The organism is Phormidium pseudopriestleyi FRX01 (assembly GCF_017313335.1).
Classification (GTDB): Bacteria; Cyanobacteriota; Cyanobacteriia; order Cyanobacteriales; family Laspinemataceae; genus Laspinema; species Laspinema pseudopriestleyi.
Genome location: NZ_JAFLQW010000553.1, coordinates 1 through 20,022, shown reverse-complemented (window position 1 = coordinate 20,022; position 20,022 = coordinate 1). Strand labels below are relative to the sequence as shown.

Annotated in this window: 12 protein-coding genes; 4 read left to right on the top strand and 8 right to left on the bottom strand. The window is 48.8% G+C overall.

Going from position 1 to position 20,022, the window contains the following annotated elements:
* The 4 genes from ytpR to J0895_RS20985 form a co-directional block, all read right to left on the bottom strand.
* The coding region (gene ytpR / locus J0895_RS21000) for a YtpR family tRNA-binding protein (RefSeq protein ID WP_207089945.1) at nt 1–772 on the bottom strand (772 nt) is incomplete at its 3' end.
* Between the two features lie 92 nt (nt 773–864).
* Nucleotides 865–2,469, bottom strand: coding sequence for a serine/threonine-protein kinase (locus J0895_RS20995; protein WP_207089944.1), 1,605 nt, complete (start codon nt 2,467–2,469; stop codon nt 865–867).
* A 540-nt stretch (nt 2,470–3,009) separates the two neighbouring features.
* Nucleotides 3,010–3,294, bottom strand: a complete 285-nt coding sequence (locus tag J0895_RS20990; protein ID WP_207089943.1) for a DUF427 domain-containing protein — start codon at nt 3,292–3,294, stop codon at nt 3,010–3,012.
* A 79-nt stretch (nt 3,295–3,373) separates the two neighbouring features.
* The gene (locus J0895_RS20985; protein ID WP_207089942.1) at nt 3,374–3,634 is read right to left on the bottom strand and encodes a hypothetical protein; all 261 of its coding nucleotides are present in this window, start codon (nt 3,632–3,634) and stop codon (nt 3,374–3,376) included.
* 286 nt (nt 3,635–3,920) lie between these two features.
* On the opposite strand from J0895_RS20985, the gene recQ reads away from it, so the two are divergent.
* From recQ to J0895_RS20970, 3 genes are all read left to right on the top strand, one after another.
* Complete coding sequence (gene recQ, locus J0895_RS20980) at nt 3,921–6,431, top strand: DNA helicase RecQ (RefSeq protein ID WP_207089946.1); 2,511 nt, start codon at nt 3,921–3,923, stop codon at nt 6,429–6,431.
* 180 nt (nt 6,432–6,611) lie between these two features.
* On the top strand, nt 6,612–6,950 hold the full coding sequence (locus J0895_RS20975) for an antibiotic biosynthesis monooxygenase (protein WP_207089941.1): 339 nt from the start codon (nt 6,612–6,614) through the stop codon (nt 6,948–6,950).
* Nucleotides 6,951–7,613: 663 nt separating this feature from the next.
* Nucleotides 7,614–8,687, top strand: coding sequence for a DUF3616 domain-containing protein (locus J0895_RS20970; RefSeq protein WP_207089940.1), 1,074 nt, complete (start codon nt 7,614–7,616; stop codon nt 8,685–8,687).
* 105 nt (nt 8,688–8,792) lie between these two features.
* Here the strand turns inward: J0895_RS20970 and J0895_RS20965 are convergent, their stop codons facing one another.
* On the bottom strand, nt 8,793–9,146 hold the full coding sequence (locus J0895_RS20965; protein WP_207089939.1) for a DUF732 domain-containing protein: 354 nt from the start codon (nt 9,144–9,146) through the stop codon (nt 8,793–8,795).
* A 585-nt stretch (nt 9,147–9,731) separates the two neighbouring features.
* Between J0895_RS20965 and amt the strand changes: the two genes are divergently transcribed.
* Nucleotides 9,732–13,172 (top strand): ammonium transporter, encoded by a 3,441-nt coding sequence (gene amt, locus J0895_RS20960; RefSeq protein ID WP_207089938.1) that lies wholly within the window; start codon nt 9,732–9,734, stop codon nt 13,170–13,172.
* 38 nt (nt 13,173–13,210) lie between these two features.
* Here the strand turns inward: amt and J0895_RS26870 are convergent, their stop codons facing one another.
* The 3 genes from J0895_RS26870 to J0895_RS20945 form a co-directional block, all read right to left on the bottom strand.
* On the bottom strand, nt 13,211–16,762 hold the full coding sequence (locus tag J0895_RS26870; RefSeq protein ID WP_207089937.1) for a CHAT domain-containing protein: 3,552 nt from the start codon (nt 16,760–16,762) through the stop codon (nt 13,211–13,213).
* A gap of 14 nt (nt 16,763–16,776) precedes the next feature.
* On the bottom strand, nt 16,777–17,064 hold the full coding sequence (locus J0895_RS20950; RefSeq protein WP_207089936.1) for a hypothetical protein: 288 nt from the start codon (nt 17,062–17,064) through the stop codon (nt 16,777–16,779).
* Between the two features lie 138 nt (nt 17,065–17,202).
* A partial coding sequence (locus J0895_RS20945) for a two-partner secretion domain-containing protein (RefSeq protein ID WP_207089935.1) occupies nt 17,203–20,022 on the bottom strand: 2,820 nt, incomplete at its 5' end.

The window sequence follows — 20,022 nt, the reverse complement described above, 5'->3', positions numbered from 1 at the left end:
TGTAATTGGTGACATCCACCACATTATTAATTGGGCGCACCCCGGAAGCTTGGAGACGTTGCTGCAACCACAGGGGAGAAGGAGCAATTTTGACCCCAGTGATTTCCGTGCCAATATAGGCAGGACAGGCTTTGGATTCGTTAACTTTTAAGGACAGACCCTTGCCACCGGGTGTCATGGCGGTATCAGAGGCAGTCGGCAATCGTAACGAGGCCCCGGTGAGGGCCGCCACTTCTCGGGCTACTCCCACCATACTCAAGGCATCGGCCCGATTTGCCGTAGAGGTCAAGTCTAAAATCACATCATCTAGACCTAACAAGGGAGAAACCGCCGTCCCTAATTGAGGGTTTTCCAGTTCAAAATGATGAATCCCCTCGGATTCCTTTGCCAAACCCAACTCGGCTAACGAGCAAATCATCCCTTCCGAAGGGACGCCGCGCAGTTTAGCCTTTTTAATTTTTAAGTCAATTTTGGGCAGATAGGTGCCAATCGGGGCCACTGCCACATAAATATCAGCCTGAGCATTCGGTGCGCCACAGACAATATTTAAAGGAGACTCCCCGCCAATATTGACCTTACAGACGCTTAGTTTATCGGCATTGGGATGTTGTTCGCGATCGATAATTTTTCCCAACACGACGCCGTTAGCCCAACTGCGCCGATCTTCGATGTCTTCTACTTCAAATCCAGCCATCGTCAGCGTATGGGCTAACTCTTCTGGAGACATCGTGATGTCTATCAGTTCCCGCAACCAGTTTAGAGAAATCCGCATTGATATGGACGCCTAAAATAAGTCAGCCTGACTCATTTTACAAGAGCATGGGTCTGCTCAGGGGTTAAAACTGGGTTTGGGGTAAAATTTGGCTAAAAGATGCCTCGTTTGCCATTGGGTTTAATCGTCAGCCAGTTGGTGCGTGCCATTGAAAGCTGGGCTTCGCTAACTCTGGCCCCGGTGAGGTTGGCCCCGCAGAGGTTGGCCCCGCGCAGATTTGCTTGGGTGAAGGATGCTTCGATTAAGTCAGCCCCTCGGAGGTCCGCGCCTTCTAAATTGGCATTGACAAAATAGGCTTTAGTTAAATTGGCATCCCGCAGACAAGCTTTGATTAAACTGGCGCGTCCGAAGTTGGCATTGGTGAGGTCGGATCCTTGGAAGTTGACGCGATTGAGCTTGGCGTCATAAAAATTAGCGCCGGATAGGATAGAGGACCGCAAGTCTAACCCGGTGAGATTGCAGTCGCCAAAGTCTCGTTTACCCTTGCCATAAGCCAAGCGGACTGCCTTGGCATCTAAAATGCCATCACTGCCACCACTGGAGGCGGCTAAAGTTTGGGTGCGAAAGCTCGTTGCCAAACCGGGATGAGAATTCATTCCTGAATTTAAGGCGGTGGCCCCGCGACTGGCGGCTTTAGCCTTTTGATTGGCGCGGCGTGTTCGTAGCAACTCGACTTCTCGGGCGGCAGGGGATAATGCTCGGTTATTTTTTTCTTCGAGTCGGGTTTCTTCTTCTTGCTGGGATACGTCTTTGCGTCGCGTCGAGAGTCCTTCGGAAAGGGTTTGACGGTGGGATTCTACATCGAGGGCGCGGAGGGCTTCTTCTGGACTTTGGTAGCGATCGCGCACCGATGCCGCCAGCATTTTTTCCAGGACCGCTGCAAAACTATCACTGACATAAACGTAAGGACGCCAGATTAGTTCGGTTGTCATCGGGTCATAGTCGAAATGTTTGGGGGATTTGCCGGTGAGTAGATACAGGCAAGTGGCTCCCACGGCATAAATATCGCTGGCATAAACCGGGCGCAATGCCATCTGTTCTTGAGGTGCAAAACCCGGGGTCCCGATCGCAAAGGAGGTAAAGGCGGTTTCTCCGGTGGAATTCGCGTTGAGCAGTGCGGTTTGACTCACCTGGTCCTTGACTGCCCCAAAGTCAATCAGAACTAACTGGTTATCCACTTCCCGGCGAATGATATTGGCGGGTTTGATATCCCGATGGATGACTTTATTATCATGAAGATATTTGACCAAGGGCAGGATTTCCCGCAGAAATTGTTTGACCGCAAATTCGCTCAAAGGTCCATTGCGCTTGGTTTCTTGTTTGAGGGTTTGACCACCAACATATTCCTGAACTAAATAAAATTGGCGATCGCTTTCAAAGTAATCGAGCAGTCTTGGGACTTGCGGATGATTGCCAATTTTTCCCAGGGTTTTCGCCTCGCGCTCAAAGAGTTGCCTTGCCATATCCAGAACCCGAGGCGAGGTTGAGGCAGGGCGCAGTTGCTTAATCACGCAGATGGGCTTCCCGGGCAATAGGTCGTCTACGGCTACAAACGTAGCTCCAAAACCACCTTGACCCAATGCTTTGAGTACACGATAGCGATCGCGCAAGAGTAAATTTGAGCCACAGGCTTCACACTGAATGGCATCGTCGGCATTTTTAGGTTCTGGACAGGCGGGATTGACGCAGTAGCTCATGAAACTTCACCTGATTGTTCAAACGGATGTTTTCGACACTATGAGTGAGTCGTCGTAGATGCAAGACCCCTTTTTGCTTCAAGCATAGCAAGTCATTTGAGTGGATCTATCCTTACCTTAGACCATTGGTTGAGAAGTCTCAAAGACAAGGGAGCCAATCTGGTAAAGGAATATCAAATTTATAAGCTGATTCTGTAAAGTCTTAGTCAATGCTAACGGCATTAAGTCCTGATAGCGATCGCTCTAGGCATGAGGGTTCCCTCAATTCCACCTGAACAAACAAGGCCGATGCTGTTTTTTCCGGAAATGTTCCACCTGGGTCGAGTTGGCTCCTCCCTCGGGGCGATCGGTTGTCTCAAGGGGTCCAATTATCTCAGAATTTCTCACCTAAGTTAGTTCTTACCTGAAGCAAAGCCCCCTCCAGTCCTCAGTTCATAGTCAAGGCGATTCATGACTCATCCCAACACAAGTTGTTACTACGAACGAAGGAAGAAACAGGTAAAATAAAGGCGTGTTCTATGAACACGCCTTTAGAAACTTTTAGACTTCTACCTTGACTCCACGCCAGAATGCCACATAGCCTTTAATTTGCTTGGCAGCATCTTTAACATTAGGATAGTACCAGGCAGCATCTTTGTTTACCTGACCCTCAACTACGATATCGTAATAACTGGCTTGACCCTTCCAAGGGCAATTGGTGTGGGTATTACTCTCTTGGAGATATTCCGACTTGATGGAGTCAGGGGGAAAATATTGGTTTCCTTCGACAACTTCACAGCGATCGCTTTCGGCTAAGATGGCTCCATTCCAGATGGCTTTGGGCATGATAGGTTACTTCTGATGTAAGGGTCTGTTCACCATTATGGGCCGATCAGCGGTCAACTGGAGTAGATTCTGGGGAAAACTAACCCTGAATTTCCATGCCGATCGCCCTTACCAAACACCGCAGTTTGGCGGCGGGACACCCGACACAGCTATCGTGGAGTTTGGTGGAAGAACCTGCACAAACTGAGTTCAGCCAAAGTTCTCCGGTGATGGGACAGACAAAGTTGTTGGGGTCGATCGCCCCTTGTCGATATGCTGCTAAAGAAATCACGGGACCACCTTCAGGTAACGGTGGCCCAACTGTTGAGGGGATGCCGTCGGGGGGGGCTGGTGGGAGCATTCTCATCCGACTCCACCGATGCTGGGTGGTTGGATGCCTTAATAAAGGCGTTCCCATGTTTTTCCTCACATCACTTAAGTTATAAAAAAGCGTCAGGCTGGCAAGTCTCATCCCAATCCTTGTCAGCAAAGGCTACATCGAAACTTCTAGGGAGGAGACCCGGTGACCGGATAAAATCAACGATCAGGACATTAACCCCAAATACCGGCTCAATTTAAGAATTTAAGAATGAGGAGGGTCGGTGACCCGATAAAATAAGGTGAAACTCAACGACAAACTGCGAGCCATGTCAGGCATCAGCCCCTTAAACGCCACTGCCCCGAATCAGTTAGAGCGATCGCTCAAGCATTTTTTCGGTCATGATAGCTTTCGTCTGGGACAGCGAGAGATCGTCGAAGCCGCCCTGCAAAATCGGGATCTGCTGATCGTCATGCCCACTGGGGGCGGTAAGTCCTTGTGCTTTCAACTCCCGGCCCTCCTGCGCAAGGGTGTAACAGTGGTGGTTTCACCCCTGATTGCCTTGATGCAGGATCAAGTCGAATCCCTGAAAAATAACGGCATTGCCTGTACCTTTCTCAATAGCACCCTGAGTTGGGAACAGACGCGATCGCGGGAAACAGCCATTCTCCAGGGTGAAATCAAACTCCTCTATGTCGCCCCAGAACGTCTCCTGAGTGAACGATTTCTTCCCTTTATGGACCTAATCCGCGCTCAAGTCGGCATCAGTGGGTTTGCGATCGATGAAGCCCATTGTGTCTCGGAATGGGGCCATGACTTCCGCCCAGAATATCGGCAAATGCAACTGCTGCGCCAGCGCTATCCGGAAATTCCCATGATGGCCCTGACTGCTACCGCAACCGATCGCGTCCGTCAAGACATTACCCAACAACTGGCCCTGCGTGACCCGAAAATTCACCTCGCCAGTTTTAACCGCCCTAACCTGTATTACGAAGTTCGCCAAAAAAACAAGCAATCTTATCGAGAATTAGTCAAGCTGATTCGCGAAAGCAAGGGTTCAGGAATTATCTACTGTCTCAGTCGTCGCCGTGTCGATGAAATCGCCTATAAATTACAACGCGAAGGCATTGATGCCATCCCTTATCATGCCGGAATGCCCGATGATGAGCGCAGTACCAATCAAACCCGCTTCATTCGCGATGATGCTCAGGTAATCGTCGCCACCATTGCCTTTGGAATGGGCATCAATAAACCCGATGTCCGCTTTGTGGTGCATTATGATTTACCCCGCAATATTGAAGGCTATTATCAAGAATCTGGACGGGCCGGACGGGATGGAGAAACGGCCAATTGTACGATGTTTTTTGGCTATGGTGATATTAAAACTATTGAGTATATTATCGACCAAAAAACTGACGTGGATGAACAAAGAATTGCTCGTCAGCAGTTACGACAAATTATTAATTATTCAGAAAGTACCGTTTGTCGGCGCACGATTCAACTGGGATATTTTGGGGAACGGTTTCCGGGAAATTGTGATAATTGTGATAATTGTAAACATCCCAACCCAACAGAAGATTGGACTATTGAATCAATGAAGTTCCTCTCCTGCGTAGCGCGGTCCAAGGAACGGTTTGGAATGAATTATATTATCGATGTGTTGCGGGGTTCTAAAAAAGAGAAGGTTTTAAAATACGGCCATGAAACGCTTTCAACTTATGGGATTGGATTGGATAAAACCGCTGATGATTGGAAAATGCTGGGCCGATCACTGATTCATCAAGGGTTAGTGGAAGAAACCACTGATGGTTATTCCGTCCTCAAGTTAAATGAGGGCAGTTGGGAGGTGATGCGAAAGCAACGGCAGGTTTTCATTGCGGTTCCGAAAGCGCCGGTGAATTCGGACATGACCGATCGCGATCGCAAAAAGGCCGAGGTGGAAATGTTGCTCGATCGCCTGCGATCGCTGCGGAAAGAAATCGCTGATGAGCAATCCGTCGCCCCCTATATGGTATTTGCGGATTCGACCCTGAAATTAATGGCCCAGCAACGTCCTCAAACGTTAGATGAATTTGGCACGCTCTCGGGGGTGGTGGGATATAAAGTAGAGCAATATGGCGATCGCTTTGTGACAGAAATTCGCGAGTATTGTCAAACTTATGGACTCTCTTCCGTGGGGATGAGTCGAGGTGGCAATGGCACTGGGGAGTTGGATGCCGCAGGGAAAGAGTTATTTGAGCAGTTGCGCGTCCTGCGCCGGGAAATTGCCAATGAGCGAGGGGTTCCGCCCTTTGTGGTATTTCCAGATAGTACCTTGAAAGCGATCGCCCAGCAACGTCCCCAATCTTTGGCGGCTTTTAAACAAATCTCCGGGGTGGGAGAGTATAAATTGGCGGAATTTGGCGATCGGTTTATTACCTCAATCCAAGCCTACTGTCAATCCCGAGGACTCCAAGAAAGCAAACCGATGGCTATCCCTGAATCCGTCGTGAAATCTGACCCTTCTTTTACTCAGTTACTCACCCTAGAATCCCATCAAGAGGGGATGAGTGTTGCAGAAATTGCGGCGAAACGAAATCTGAAAGAGACAACGGTGGAAAGTCATTTAATTGAACTGCTGGAAATGGATCAGCCAGTGGATATTCACCGATTGGTACCGGTGCAACGGCAGCAGGTGATTATCCAAGCATTGCAATTGTTGGGTTCTAATCTGCTCAAGCCAGTTTATGAACATTTGGGGGAAAAATATAGCTACAATGAGCTACGGTTAGTTCGGGCGGCTTGGCAACGGAATCTCTGTGGGAATATCCAGTCTGTAGAGGATGAATTGGACTTTTGAAGGGGTCATTGATTGAGAGGGTTGCTTTCGGTCAAGGGTGCTAATAATGGTAAGGTGAAAACATACAAGGAAGTAGAGGGAGGAGAGATTCGAGTTAGGGCAATGCGCCATCGGCGATCGCCTCCTTCCGACTCTACTTGTGATTAAATTAGCAAGTTTTGTGACCCAGAGGAGGCAGTCATGACCGAGTTTATGGATTTTCTCAGACATAAATATGCTTATGTGGCGATCGGCGAATTCAAATCAGGCAAATTCGAGGAAGCCAAGCAACTGTACGAAAAAGCCGTCTCTACCTACACCCAGGGGTTTAAGGGAGCCTATTTACTACAACAGCCGAATAGTGATAAGGGGATTGCGGTGATTTTTTGGGATGATATTGACGCGATGGACTCTAACCATAGTGAGGCTTACGCGGCTATTTTAAATGAAATTTCCCATTTATTTGCCAAACCCCCGATGACGGGGTTCTATGACGTTTGTAGCGAAATTCCGGCACCCGAGTCGGTGGCAGTGGAGTAAATCAAAAGTAGCGATCGCCCGTTGTTAGGAAGAATGCGGCGCGATCGGCTAGTCCCCGGGATGTTCGAGTGGGGGATTCCGGATCACTGGGTACAGAATCCTCGTGACGTGGCGATCGCGCTTCACGAGGACAATACTTATTAATCGTAAAAACCTACCGTTGTAAGGGATGGTAGGGGGGAGTGGGAGGAAACGGTGGGGTGAGTCTTGTGACTCAAAGGCGATCGCGATCGGTTCAAGAAATGCAGATTTTTCCTCCCCTTTGAGCCAATTTAACCCTAAATTTCTACCTTTTGAGAGAGCCCATCACGGCCTACGACTCTGCTACAGTCTAGGTTAGAAACCGAATTTTTGTAAAAAATCTCGGCTTCCTTTGCAACCTATGTGATGCAGAAACCCGTTTTTTCTCCTCTTTATCTAATACTGTACCCCTGTTTTAGGAATCTCTAATCAACCGTTGTATCTCCAACTAGAGCCAGCCTAAATCAATGGTTTAGAAGGGGGAATTTCGGTAAGACACGCTATATATAGCGGTTCGGTGGACTCACCCTCACCCCCAGCCCCCTTCGACCCCCGCCGAAGGGTCGAAGGGGGTTTGGGGTGAGGGCTGTACCTTGTGAACATGAGAAACGCTATAAAATATCCAACTCTGGTTAAATTCTGATGCCTGAAGCTTTTTTACTCAGCCGAATTCTGCTTAAATTTGACCCTGAAACTCAGGAACGGGTGGGAGATTTATCCGCCGTTGCCTTTACTCCGGATGGTTCCTTATGGGTCGGTTCCGATGAATTACTAACCCTCGAACGGCTTTCTTTGATTGAACCTTATGTTTATGGCAATCATCAACCCTTTGAAATTGGAGAATTTATCGAGTTATTTAATCAAGAAGATGAAATCGATATCGAAGGAATGGATTACTCTGAGGGATATCTTTGGTTTACCGGCTCTCATAGTACAAAACGCAACAAGCCAAAAGGGAAGAATCCCGAAAAAGATATCAGCAGGCTGGCCGAAATTAAAACCGATGCTAATCGATATTTATTAGCAAGAATTCCCATTCAACAGGGAATTCCCGTGCAAGCCTGTTCGGATTCCTTAAATGGCGATCGCCAACTGACTGCTGCTTCCCTGCAAAAAACTGAAACCGGCAATATTTTGATAGATGCCCTGAAAAAAGACATTCATTTTGGTTCAATTATAGCCGCTCAGGTTCCCAGCAAAGAAAATGGATTAGATATAGAAGGATTGGCGGTTCGCGGTTCTAAAATTTTGATAGGGTTTCGCGGTCCTGTTTTACGAGGTTGGTCGGTGATTATTGAACTAGAAGTTGAAGAAAGCGAACCCGGAATTTTAACCCTCAAAGAAATTGGCGCAGAAGGACGACTGTATAAAAAGCATTTTTTGGATTTAAATGGGTTAGGAATTCGAGAATTATGTTTAGAGGGAGATGACCTAATTGTTTTAGCGGGTCCAACTTTAGATTTGGACGGGGGAATGAAAATATTCCGGTTAACCGGGGTGTTTGAGCGGCAGGGAGATACAATCATCGCCCAGGATGAGACTTCATTAAAAGTTTTATTTGATTTACCGTTTAAGCTAGGAACCGATCGCGGTGAAGGGTTGGCCCTTCTGCCTTGTTTGGGACAACCTAATTCTTTGTTAGTGGTTTATGATTCACCGGACCCGGAGAGATTGGTCAATAGTGATTCAGTCTTTGGGGATGTGTTTCGCCTTTAATCATTCACCGATGAAAAGATTAAAGGATGACAACTGAAGGAATAGGAAGCCAAGGCAGGTTTCACCGGGTTCAGCTACAGCGATCCGTGTGAAGCCTGCCTTAGCTTATAGTGATTGCAATTGGGAAAAGCGATCGGGACAGAACATGGCAACCCCAACAGCAATCACTTTACTGCTATAGAGCGCTCGCGCTTCTAATTGCGATTGGGGTAGGTTTTCTTGCGCCAAAGACTCGGCGACTTCGGTGGCAAAGTCTTGGACGGAAGACCCTGCGGCAAGAGCGTTACAGGCATTTTGTCCCAACTGTTCCGCCTGTTGACTCCCCACCCGTTGATGGATTTGGAGTTCATCTGGGGTCAACAGTCCTTGTAAAATGCCATCAAATTCTTGAGCATAAGCCGGAGTGAGCGAGCATAAAACGAGGGAAGTGCTTAGACAAGCCAGGGATGTTTTCAGCATAATTTTATGTTAAGAAAGCGGTGATATTGTTTTCCATTCAACGACTGAGCGAGATTGAGGAAAGCTCAACGGTTTAAACTACCCTTGCATTATAGGGGGTGTGGGTAAAGTTAGCTTAGGGGGCGATCGCCCCCTAATCTGGGTGAATTTGACCTGGACAACTCCAAAAACCTTGACCCTCGGCTAAATCGAGAACGGCGCAAGGGAAAGACGGGTCTGAAACTGGGGGATTTTTTCCCCTCGACAAGTTGGGTCCGTAGGCTATAGTAGCGATGCAGGCCCTAAATAGCGCGAGTTTTAATCATGGGGTGTAGGTGCCGTTGAGGAAGCGCCCTGACATTATCGATAGGGTGTTTTGGCGGACCCGAATTCTCCAATGGATTTAGACGCGCTATAGAAACAATCAGGCGTTAATTGGCCGCATTTTCGGAAGTTTAATGACGGAAAGAAGGGAGTTTTGGAAAATTATTAGGAGAGATTCCGGACAGTATAAACCTTTGCTCTGTTTATTAGAATAGCCCGGTGTTATTCGGGGAAAATTTTCATAAAATTACGCTGACATCCTATCCCTTGTACCTGGAATCTATGCAACGAAAGTCCTTGATTGGGATGCTTTTATTTCTGTTAACCCTGGGATTGGTGATTACCCTCCAACCCCGGTTATCCGCAACCCCCTCTCCCTTGGTCGATCGCCTCCCTAAACCACTCTGGATCGCTCAAAACAGGTCATCCAGCGCCCCTTTAGACCAATCTCGATATCCTTCTGAACCCTTGCGCTTTGAGGCTCCTACCGGGTCGAGAACACCGACTCTTATTCCTCCAGGAACCTCTGAACCCGTCACCGCCATTACTCGCACCGAGGAACGCCGGTTTAGGGAGGGACCGGAGGGGTCTCAAACTCAACCCACCTATCTCACCATTGACATTCTATGGATTTTATTATGCTCTGGCTTGGTCTTCTTGATGCAAGCTGGATTTATGTGTCTGGAATCGGGACTGACCCGATCTAAAAATAGTATTAACGTTGCGGTTAAAAACTTTACCGACTTTGGCTGTTCCGTAGCGTTATTTTGGATGTTTGGATTTGCCCTGATGTTTGGAACTTCTTTCCACGGCTGGATTGGGGGTAGCGGGTTCTTTTTAAAAACAGATTTACCGGCCTTTGATTTGGCCTTCTTTTTATTCCAAGCCATGTTTTGTGGCACCGCCACCACCATTGTCTCCGGTGCCGTCGCTGAACGGATGAAATTCGGGTCGTACCTGTTAATCGCTTGCTTAATTTCTGGCCTGATTTATCCAATTTTTGGACATTGGGCCTGGAATGGGGTGAATCACGGGGCGCTGATGGGATGGTTGGGAAAACTGGGGTTTGTGGATTTTGCTGGTTCCACGGTGGTTCACAGTGTGGGGGGTTGGGTTTCTTTAGCCAGTTTACCCATTGTCGGGGCGCGTGCAGGTCGTTTTCCCCAGTTCGGAAAGGCGGAAAAAATCCACGGTTCTAACCTACCGATTTCGGTTTTGGGGGCGTTAATTTTATGGTTGGGTTGGTTTGGGTTTAATGGAGGCAGCACCCTGGCCCTGAATGAAGATGTGGCCCGGGTGATTGTGAATACGGTCCTGGCCGGGGTCGCGGGAATGATGACGGCTTTAATTACGGGGTGGTGGTCCCGGGAGATTCCCGAGGTGGACCGGCTGATTAATGGGTCCTTGGCGGGGTTGGTGGCGATTACAGCCTGCTGTCATGGCGTAACGGCAATTTCAGCGGTGACGATTGGCGCGATCGCTGGATTGGTGACGATCGCGGTAGAGTCCCTGTTAGTCCGATGCCAATTGGATGATGCAGTTGGTGCAGTCCCAGTTCACCTCGGGGGCGGAATTTGGGGAACTTTAGCGGTGGCGTTGTTTGGTCAACCGGAACTGTTGGGAACGGGGTTGAATCGCCTAGAACAGTTGGGAGTCCAGGTGTTAGGGATTGTTACCTGTTTTATTCTCGCTTTTGGGATTGCTTACTCGTTCCTCTCGGTGGTGAATCGATTTTTTCCGTTGCGCGTGTCGGCAGCAGATGAGTATATTGGATTGAATGTTTCGGAACATCGTGCGAAAACGGAGATTTTGGATCTGTTTCGGGTAATGGATTCTCAGGCGAAAACCCAGGATTTGACCTTACGAGTGCCGGTGGAACCATTTACGGAGGTGGGTCAAATTGCCGATCGCTATAATCAGGTGATGAATGCCCTAGAGGAGGCGGTGACTCGCACTGATGCGATCGTCAGAACGGCCACCGATGCGATCGCCACTTTTAATGCCTCGGATTTCCAAATCATGAGCGTTAATCCTCGCGCTGAAGTGATTTTTGGCTATCAAAAATCTGTCTTATTAGGAATGTCCCTGCCTCAACTGATTGAATTTGGGCTAGATGTTTTATATTGGCAACCGGATAAAAATCTCAAAATCGAACAATTTTTATCGGAAATTGTCGCCTCGGGACATCCTCATGAACTCGTGGGAATTCGCGCCGATGGCTCTAAATTTCCCGTGGAAGTTTCGATTACGGAAGCTAAGTTTCGAGACACCGCCTTTTATACCGGAACCTTTCGAGATATTACCCATCGCAAACAAGCTCAAAAAGCCTTAGAAGAAAGTGAGGAGCGATTTCGCCGTTTATCCGGGGCAACCTTAGAAGCGATTATCGTTCATGAGCATGGAAAAATTATAGATGTCAACCAAACTGGTGTCAAGATGTTTGGCTATCCCCTCTCGGATTTAATCGATCGCAATGGGTTAACTTTGATTGTCCCAGAACATCGAGATTTGGTCCTCAAACATATCGTAGAGAGGTATGAAAAACCTTACGAAGTGACCGGATTAAAACAAGATGGCACTCGATTTCCCATTGAAATAGAAGGGCGATTTCTCCCCTACGAAGGGCGGAAATTGCGGGTGGCGGCGATTCGAGATATTACGGAACGCAAACAAGCTCAGGCGGCATTGCGAGACAGTGAAGAACGATTTCGCGCCGTGATGGAACAGGCGGCAGATGGGTTTATTATTCATGATTTAGAGGGGCAGATTATTGATGTGAATCATGCGGTTTGTGACAGTTTAGGATACAGTCGTCCGGAGTTGCTCGATCGCTCAATGGCCGATATCGAACAAAAGGTCCCGTTTGAAACCCTCAAACAACGCTGGCGAGAGATGAGTCGTGGGGTTCCGATCGCCTTAGAAGGGGTGCATCGTCGCCAAGATGGGAGTACGTTTCCCGTGGATGTGCGGGTGGGATTATTGGAGGCGGGGAACCGCAAATTGTTGTTAGCCCTTTGTCGAGATATTACGGAACGCAAACAAGCGGAAATTGCGTTGCGGAATGAACAAGAAAAGTCGGAACGGTTGTTATTAAATATTTTACCCGAGGCGATCGCCACTCGACTCAAGCAGGAACAAGGCACGATTGCCGATGGATTTGCCGAGGCAACGGTGTTGTTTGCGGATATTGTCGGGTTTACTAAGTTAGCGTCTCGGGTTTCCCCGAGGGAGTTAGTTCATTTACTCAATGATATTTTTTCGACCTTTGACTTGCTGGCAGAACGACATGGGTTAGAAAAAATTAAGACGATTGGGGATGCTTATATGGTGGTGGGGGGACTGCCGTTACCCCGGGAAGATCATGCGGAGGCGATCGCTAGAATGGCCCTGGATATGCAGCAAGAAGTGATTGAGTTTAGCACGAAAATTCGGGAACCCTTTACGATTCGCATTGGCATTAATAGCGGTCCCGTCATTGCTGGGGTGATTGGGTTGAAAAAGTTTATCTATGATTTATGGGGGGATACGGTGAATATCGCCTCCCGCATGGAATCTCATGGGATTCCCGGTGAAATTCAGGTCACAGAATCGACTTACTCGCGCTTAGAAGGTAAGTTTTTATTAGAAAAACGCGGTCCGATTCAGGTTAAGGGGAAAGGTAAAATGACGACTTATTTACTCAAACAGGAACTGCGGGTTAAGGGGTTAAAATCAGCTTTGTAGGGGCAACCTATAGCGGGGAGTTGAACCCCTGATGCTGTTTACCAGGGACTGCCGATCGCGGTAAATCCAGACCAATAGTAGGGATGGGATAAGGGATAAGTTCCGACGTCTGACAATTCCGGTGGCAAGTCGATCGCCCCTTGGGAGTGAATCAGACGACCCGATTCGATTCTCACTTCCTGGCGTAGCATGGCAAGTTGTGCTTGACGCAGGGCATCGGCTTTTAGGGGAACTAAGTTCAAGTGATGGTATAATTCGGTCATCAGTCCTAATGTGCCTTCATCGTTGACATACCACAGAGAGGCGATCGCTGTTTTGACACCACTTTTAACCGCTAATCCAGCAAACCCTAATTCCGCTTCGCGATCGCCGAGGGCGGTTCGACAAGCAGATAGCACTAACAACTCCACTTCAGGCATATCTAACTGTAATGCCGTCATCTCATCTAAATTTAGCTGACGGTCCCAAAGTTGAATATAGGAATTCGTGCGATCGCCCGATTGAAATTCAGCGTGAGTCACGAGATGAATAATTTTAAAGTTATCTTTTTCATGCTGTTGTAACAAGTTTTCCAGGGTAAATTCTTCATTTAAAAATGCTTGCTGAGACCCGGTTTGCTCTACAATCGTTGTTAACTCTAATGGCACTGCCGGTAAAGGCGCTTTCTGGGTAAATTGTGAAGCACCCATTGCCAAAACTGGAGAGTTTTCCAAAGGAATATAGCTTTGGGCAGTTAGGCTAAAACTGGGAATTAAACTCAGACTATACCGTTCGATTAAAAACTGCTCACCATCAAACAAGGCGGCGACGGGTAAACTGCGTAATCCCGGATCCAGAGAAAACAGAATTGTATCAATTTCTAAATTTTCTAATTCTTCAGCGACTGGCCCAATTATCCAATCATATAATTGTTTTGCCGAGGAAAAATAGTGGTTCATATTTTGTCGTCTCGGGTCGGTAATTTCCCGTCTAAATTCATTGACCACAGGAAACAGCACCTCGGGAGTTGCTTCAAGAATGGTCTTGCGAATGGGACTACCAACCGGGGGGACTAAGATGATTTCCAGGCGATCGCCCCGAGAAATGGCATACAGAATGGCGGCCTGTTTTCCGGTTTGCGCCTTGATGGTTTTTAAGGTTTCCTGGAAGCTAAACAGGGTAAGATTTTGGGAGGGCAAATTGGCAGTCACACCAAGATAATCTTGGAATTCTTGATTTCGAGAGTCTTCGATCGCCCCGAGAATTTCTTCGGTATTTTGATTCGCAAATGCCTGTTCCAGAGATCGGGTAATCTCTCCCGTTTTTTCCCCCTGAATCAATGCTTGATGATTCGGGTTAATCGTGATGGCAATTGGGCTACTATACTGGTGTTCCTGTTGGTGAGGAAGCAAGGCCAGATCCAGTTGCTCATACCCCGTAACGATATTTCCTACGGTTGCTTTCATTCGTTTGAGGGATTCCAGCATTTCCTTCCCTTTGGCGATTTCGGTATTCGATAACTGGGGATTTTGGGTGATGGCCCATTCATACCAAATTGAGCTATCAATGGTCAAAATTTCATTCAAAATCCATCCCGGATCGCCGAGAGGTGTTAGGGGTTGTCCAGAGGAGTAGTCTAGGTTAGGGATAGAAACGCGATCGCTCGTTGCACTGGAAGCAGTCGGGTCCGATAAGGGTGCGATCGCCGGTTGTCTGGGTTCAGGCACATTCTCCCCAGTGGGTTGAGATAAGGGTTCCGGCAAAGTCTCACTGACTCCCGGTGGCAATTTCAGTAATGGCACGTTCTCAGTACCCGGTGCGATCGCTGGTACTTCTCCCCCAGGATTGGCAACCCTTTCCCCACCCGTAGTCTGGATGGGTTCTATGACCCTCTCACTAGGAGAGGTGATCGGTAATTCTATGGATTCGTTGGGTTCTGGGGGGCCCAAAATCGGTGACTGTTCGGGTTCAGGACCGACGATTTGTTCCGGTCCCGGGTTTAGAGATTGCTCACTGGGTGGTAATTCCTGCGGCGATATCGGGGCGATCGAAACCCGGGGAATATTTCCTACTGATTCTGGTGTAGGCAGAGGTTGGGTTGCTGCCTGTGGCGATTGAATCGGTGCAGGTGCATTGATGGGGACCGGCGTAGAGGATTCTACCAGCGCTGGTGTTGGCGCGGGTGTTGGCGCTGGCGTAGAGGATTCTACCGGCGCGGGTGTTGGCGCGGGTGTCGGTTCCTCTACAGGTTCCGGAGTCGGTTCCGGTGGGGGTTCTGGAACCGAGTAAATGCCGATATTGCCTTGGGTAAAGGTGTATAAAAACGAGTCATTGCCGATCGCACTGGTCCCCGTCGTCAATGCACCGGCAGTCCCATTACTGCTGCCATCTCTCACTATAAAAGGAACAATCCCATCGCCTCCGTGACTGATGACGATCGCCCCACTCCCGGTCCCGCCAATGGTGGAAATACTCGCCGGTTGTCCATTTGCTGCGGTAAATGTCCCCGTAGCGCGGAAATTGCTCCCGGTGGTAATATCGACGGTTCCCCCGATTGTTCCCCCTTCAGCATTAATCCAACTCACTTCGATATCCCCGAACGGGTCGAGGGTAACATTCCCCCCGGCCCCCGCAGTTCCTGTCGCGGCGATCGCCCCGGCAAAGATGGAGGTTTCTGCCAGGACTTGAATGGTTCCTCCATCCAATGCACCAGAGGCATTCAAGTCTCCCGAGGTAATGATTCCCGGTGCCAGGGTGCCATTGTTTCCGGTGAAGGCAATGTTCCCCCCATTTCCCGCTGTGGCGCGACTATTCACGGATCCAATGGTGATATTATTCCCGGTTTCAATTTTTACCTCACCCCCGGCAGTAACGCCGAATGTGTTGATATTTCCCAGGGCAATATTCCCGGTGGTGGTATCAACGGTGAGATTTCCCCCAGTTCCCAAGGTGGCGCTACTATTGATGTTTCCCCCAGTAATGCCCGTATTAGCACTCAAGGCGATCGCCCCACCATTGTTTCCCTGGGTAGTTAAGGGTCCGGTGAGGGCGACTGAACCCGATGTACTCTCTAGGGTAATTTCGCCCGCAGTGAGGTCAGCGGTGGTGATATTTCCCCCTGCAGTAACCTGGGTGTTGCCTTCGGTGGCGATCGGGCGGTTCAGACGAACGGTTCCCATTGCATCGATGGTAATCCCGCCCAATTCTACGGCGACTGGGGCATCTACAGTGACATTCCCGGCCTGAATTCCTAACCCAATCAGGGGAATAATATTCCCGATCGCATTCTCAATTTGCAGGTTACCTGTGCCGCTATTTAAGGTCAATTCTTGAGAACCATTCACCGTTCCCCCGAGGATAATCTGACCATTGGCGGCGGATGTATCCAGGGTAAGATTTCGATTCAGTTGAATATTGTCCCCCTGAATTCTAATCCCATTACTCTGGGTGGTGACAATATCCCCATCAAGAAGGGTTTGAATTGCTGTGGCATTCAGTTCAGCTAAATTAGCGGTTTCTAAGCGAATTGTGCCATTATCTGCATTCACAGTTAAGGCGCGATCGCCATTCACGGTACCGACAAAGGTAATATCTCCTTGGGCCGTTTCCACTGCTGTATTATTCTCTAAAATAATGTTGTTGCCTTCAAAGGTGATTGAGGAATTATTTCCCCCCGAATCCCACCTGCAAGTTCTACTGTATTTCCCCGCAAAATCAGCGAATCTCTAAATTCCACAACGGACCGACCTGCGTCTAAGGTGTTGGTTCCGGTCCCGTCTATCCGTCCAATGCTAATGGAGTTAAACCCAGTTTGCAATAAATCTAGTTCCGTTGCCGTCAGGGTTAAGGCAGAATTATTTTCAGGGTTGATTCCCCCCATTTTGATATCTAAACTGGGAGTAAAGGGTTGCAATACTAAATTTCCATCACCCCGGATTGTCCCGCCAAAATTCAGGTCGTCAGCGGTTAATGTAATATCATTTAAAGGGGTGAATGCCCCGATGCTGGAATTAAAATTAATCCTACTGTTCCCGGCAGTTACGGTTAAGTTTTAGTTGCCATTGACGGTCCCATCAAAGGTAATCTCTCCGTTCGCAGTTTCTACCGTTGCGGGATTGAGGATTTGAATATCTCCGTTGGTAGAAAAAATCAGGGAAGCATTATCAGTGCCTAAGATGGTATTATGCAGATTAATCATGCCCGTTGGCGATCGCACGGTCAAGGGGTCGCGGATGGAAACTTGATTCAAATCAATCGAGGCAGTCCCATCAGTCCGGCCAATGGTAATCGAATTAAATCCATTTTGGAATTGATTGAATTCAGTTACAGTTAAGTCTAAAGCAGGGGTATTATTATCGGCATACCCCAGGGCGACGGGTTGGTTAGCGGTGAAGGGCTCTAAAGTGAGGTCACCTGTCCCAAAGACAGGACCGCCAAAGTCAATTTCCTCTCCTCGTAAGCGGAGATTGCCATTTAAGAATAAACTATCCCCGAAATCCAGGAGAGTAGCGGTGGCATTTCCCGATAAGGTGGTTGGGGTATCGGTGGTTAAGAGAGTTAAGGGGGTGGTTTCTCCAATATTCCCCTCCAGGTTGATTGTACCCGTGGCAGAAACGACATCGGTAAACTGAATCCGATTGGCCGTGAGTTCCACATCCCCGGTGACGGTGATTGGGGTATGATAGGTTTGATTATTAGTGGTAGTGATATTTTGGGCGATCGCCGTGTTCGCCGCATTCACGGTTAAATCAACTAAAGGCGTTTCCTCCCCCACAACGGAATCAATCGTTACCGTACCTAGTTCCGTCTGGAGGAACAACCGGGCATCCCCATTTACCGACCCTTCCAGATGGATATCTCCTTGGTCGAGGTAATGTTCAATCGTCAAGTCCTGATTAACCCGCAAATCCCCCTCAATGTTAATCGGATTAATATATCCCTGAATCGACTCCACAGAGATAGTCCCAGTCGGTGCATATAAATCTATACTGCCGCCACTGGTCCCATTTGTGGTAGACCGGGACCAAATTCTATCGGTCCCAATGTTCCCCTGATTTGCCGTGAGGCGAATGTTTCCCCCATTGCCATTGTTATCGGACCGAGAATCGATATTTCCAGTCAGAATGGAACCAGTAGTGCTATCTAAGGTGACGGCACCACCGGAGGCACCGCTACTGCGGGTACTGACATTGCCCGTTTGGATATCAGTTCCAGCAGCGATCGCAATGACACCCCCATCCCCTTTCACCAACCCATCCATATAGGCATCGGTCCTGAGAATCCCCGTTTCTACTCGCCCCAAAGGGGCCGACAGGGTAATATCTCCACCCCCTTGCATGACCAAATCCCCCAGCAAATTGTCATTCGCCTGGGCGATAATATTCCCCGTCACAATATCTCCCCCGGTGGCGGTGAGGGTGACACTCCCGGCATTTCGGGCCATCAGTCCCAGAAACAGAATGTTTATACTAATATCACTCACATCTACATTTCCCAGGGTAATATTCACCCCGGAAATCGTCAGACTCCGACCCTTCGCCATAATCGATTGAGTCGGGTCCATTCTAAAGTCGCCACTGCCGCTATTATTGGCATTAGCAATAAACGCCAGTTGTAACGGATTGGCCCCGACGAGGGTTCCCCCGGGATTGGCAAAGTTCAAAGAAACCCCCGGGGCGATGATGATATCGTTACTGGCCTCCAGACGGATATCCGCAATAATCCCTTCTAAAGTTGCTCTGCTAATGGTATAGTTTATACCTGGGCCATCCGTCGCTAAAATGGTGCTATTAAATAGCAGTGTATTGTTGTGAGTCCCCCCATTCGCGACTATTTCGATATTTTCCGGGTCCAGCAGGAGATTTCCCACGGTTCCCCGGACTGCACTCAAGTCTACATGGCCTCGAAACAGGAGGGTTTCTTTCCCGGACACTTCCACAAAACCCCCATCGGATGGGGTTTCCTGACTGCCTCGGGCCGTTATACTTCCGGCAAACTCGGTGGTATCATCGGCCCATAAAATCACCGTACCGCCATCGCCATCCCCGATCGCATCGGCAGCAATTTCCGACCCTTGAGTTACAACAGTTTGAGTGGCATTGGGAATATTTCCCCGTCCCTGAAAGTCTCCACCAATTCTAATCGTTCCGCCACCACTGCCCGAGGCATCCAGAGTCCCCTCAACTACGGCCACTCGATTACCCAGAAGGGCGATTTGTCCCCCGGCGGTTTCCTCCGCAGAGACATCCAGAGTCCCGGAGGTGATGACATCTCCCGGTTGTGGCGCAACGGTGATTTCTGAACCTGTGAGGGCGATCGTACCATCTTCCTGGACTACAACCCTGGTGGCATGGGTGAGACTCCCCCCAACGAGCAACTCGGGTAAAGACAAGGGTGCGATCGCCCCCAAGGAGTGAGTCTCTTGCTGCCTCACATCTAAACTCAGCAGATGATTTTCTTGGGAAATTCTCACGACACTTTCACCAGGGACTGCGGCGATCGTAATCGTTCCCCCAGGAGAAGTCAGCGTCCCTGTATTGAGAATGCTCCCTCCTAACAAAGTTAAATGATTCCCCGGTTGCCGGATTAACTCCCCAAAATTGGCAATACTTCCCGGTTGTTCTAACCCAAAGGCAAACTGCAACGGGGTTCCCACTAAACTTGCCCAGTTATTGTCCCCGATCGCATTAAACCATCCATATCCAACCCCGATTCCGGTGGCAGTCGTTGCTAAAAAGTCTCCAGGAACGTTAAGTTGCGCGTTCGCCCCGAAAACAATTCCTGCCGGATTCATTAAATAGAGATTAGACTGGCCCCCAGTGATTTGAATTAATCCATTAATATAAGAAGCATCGCCTCCAGTGATTCGCCC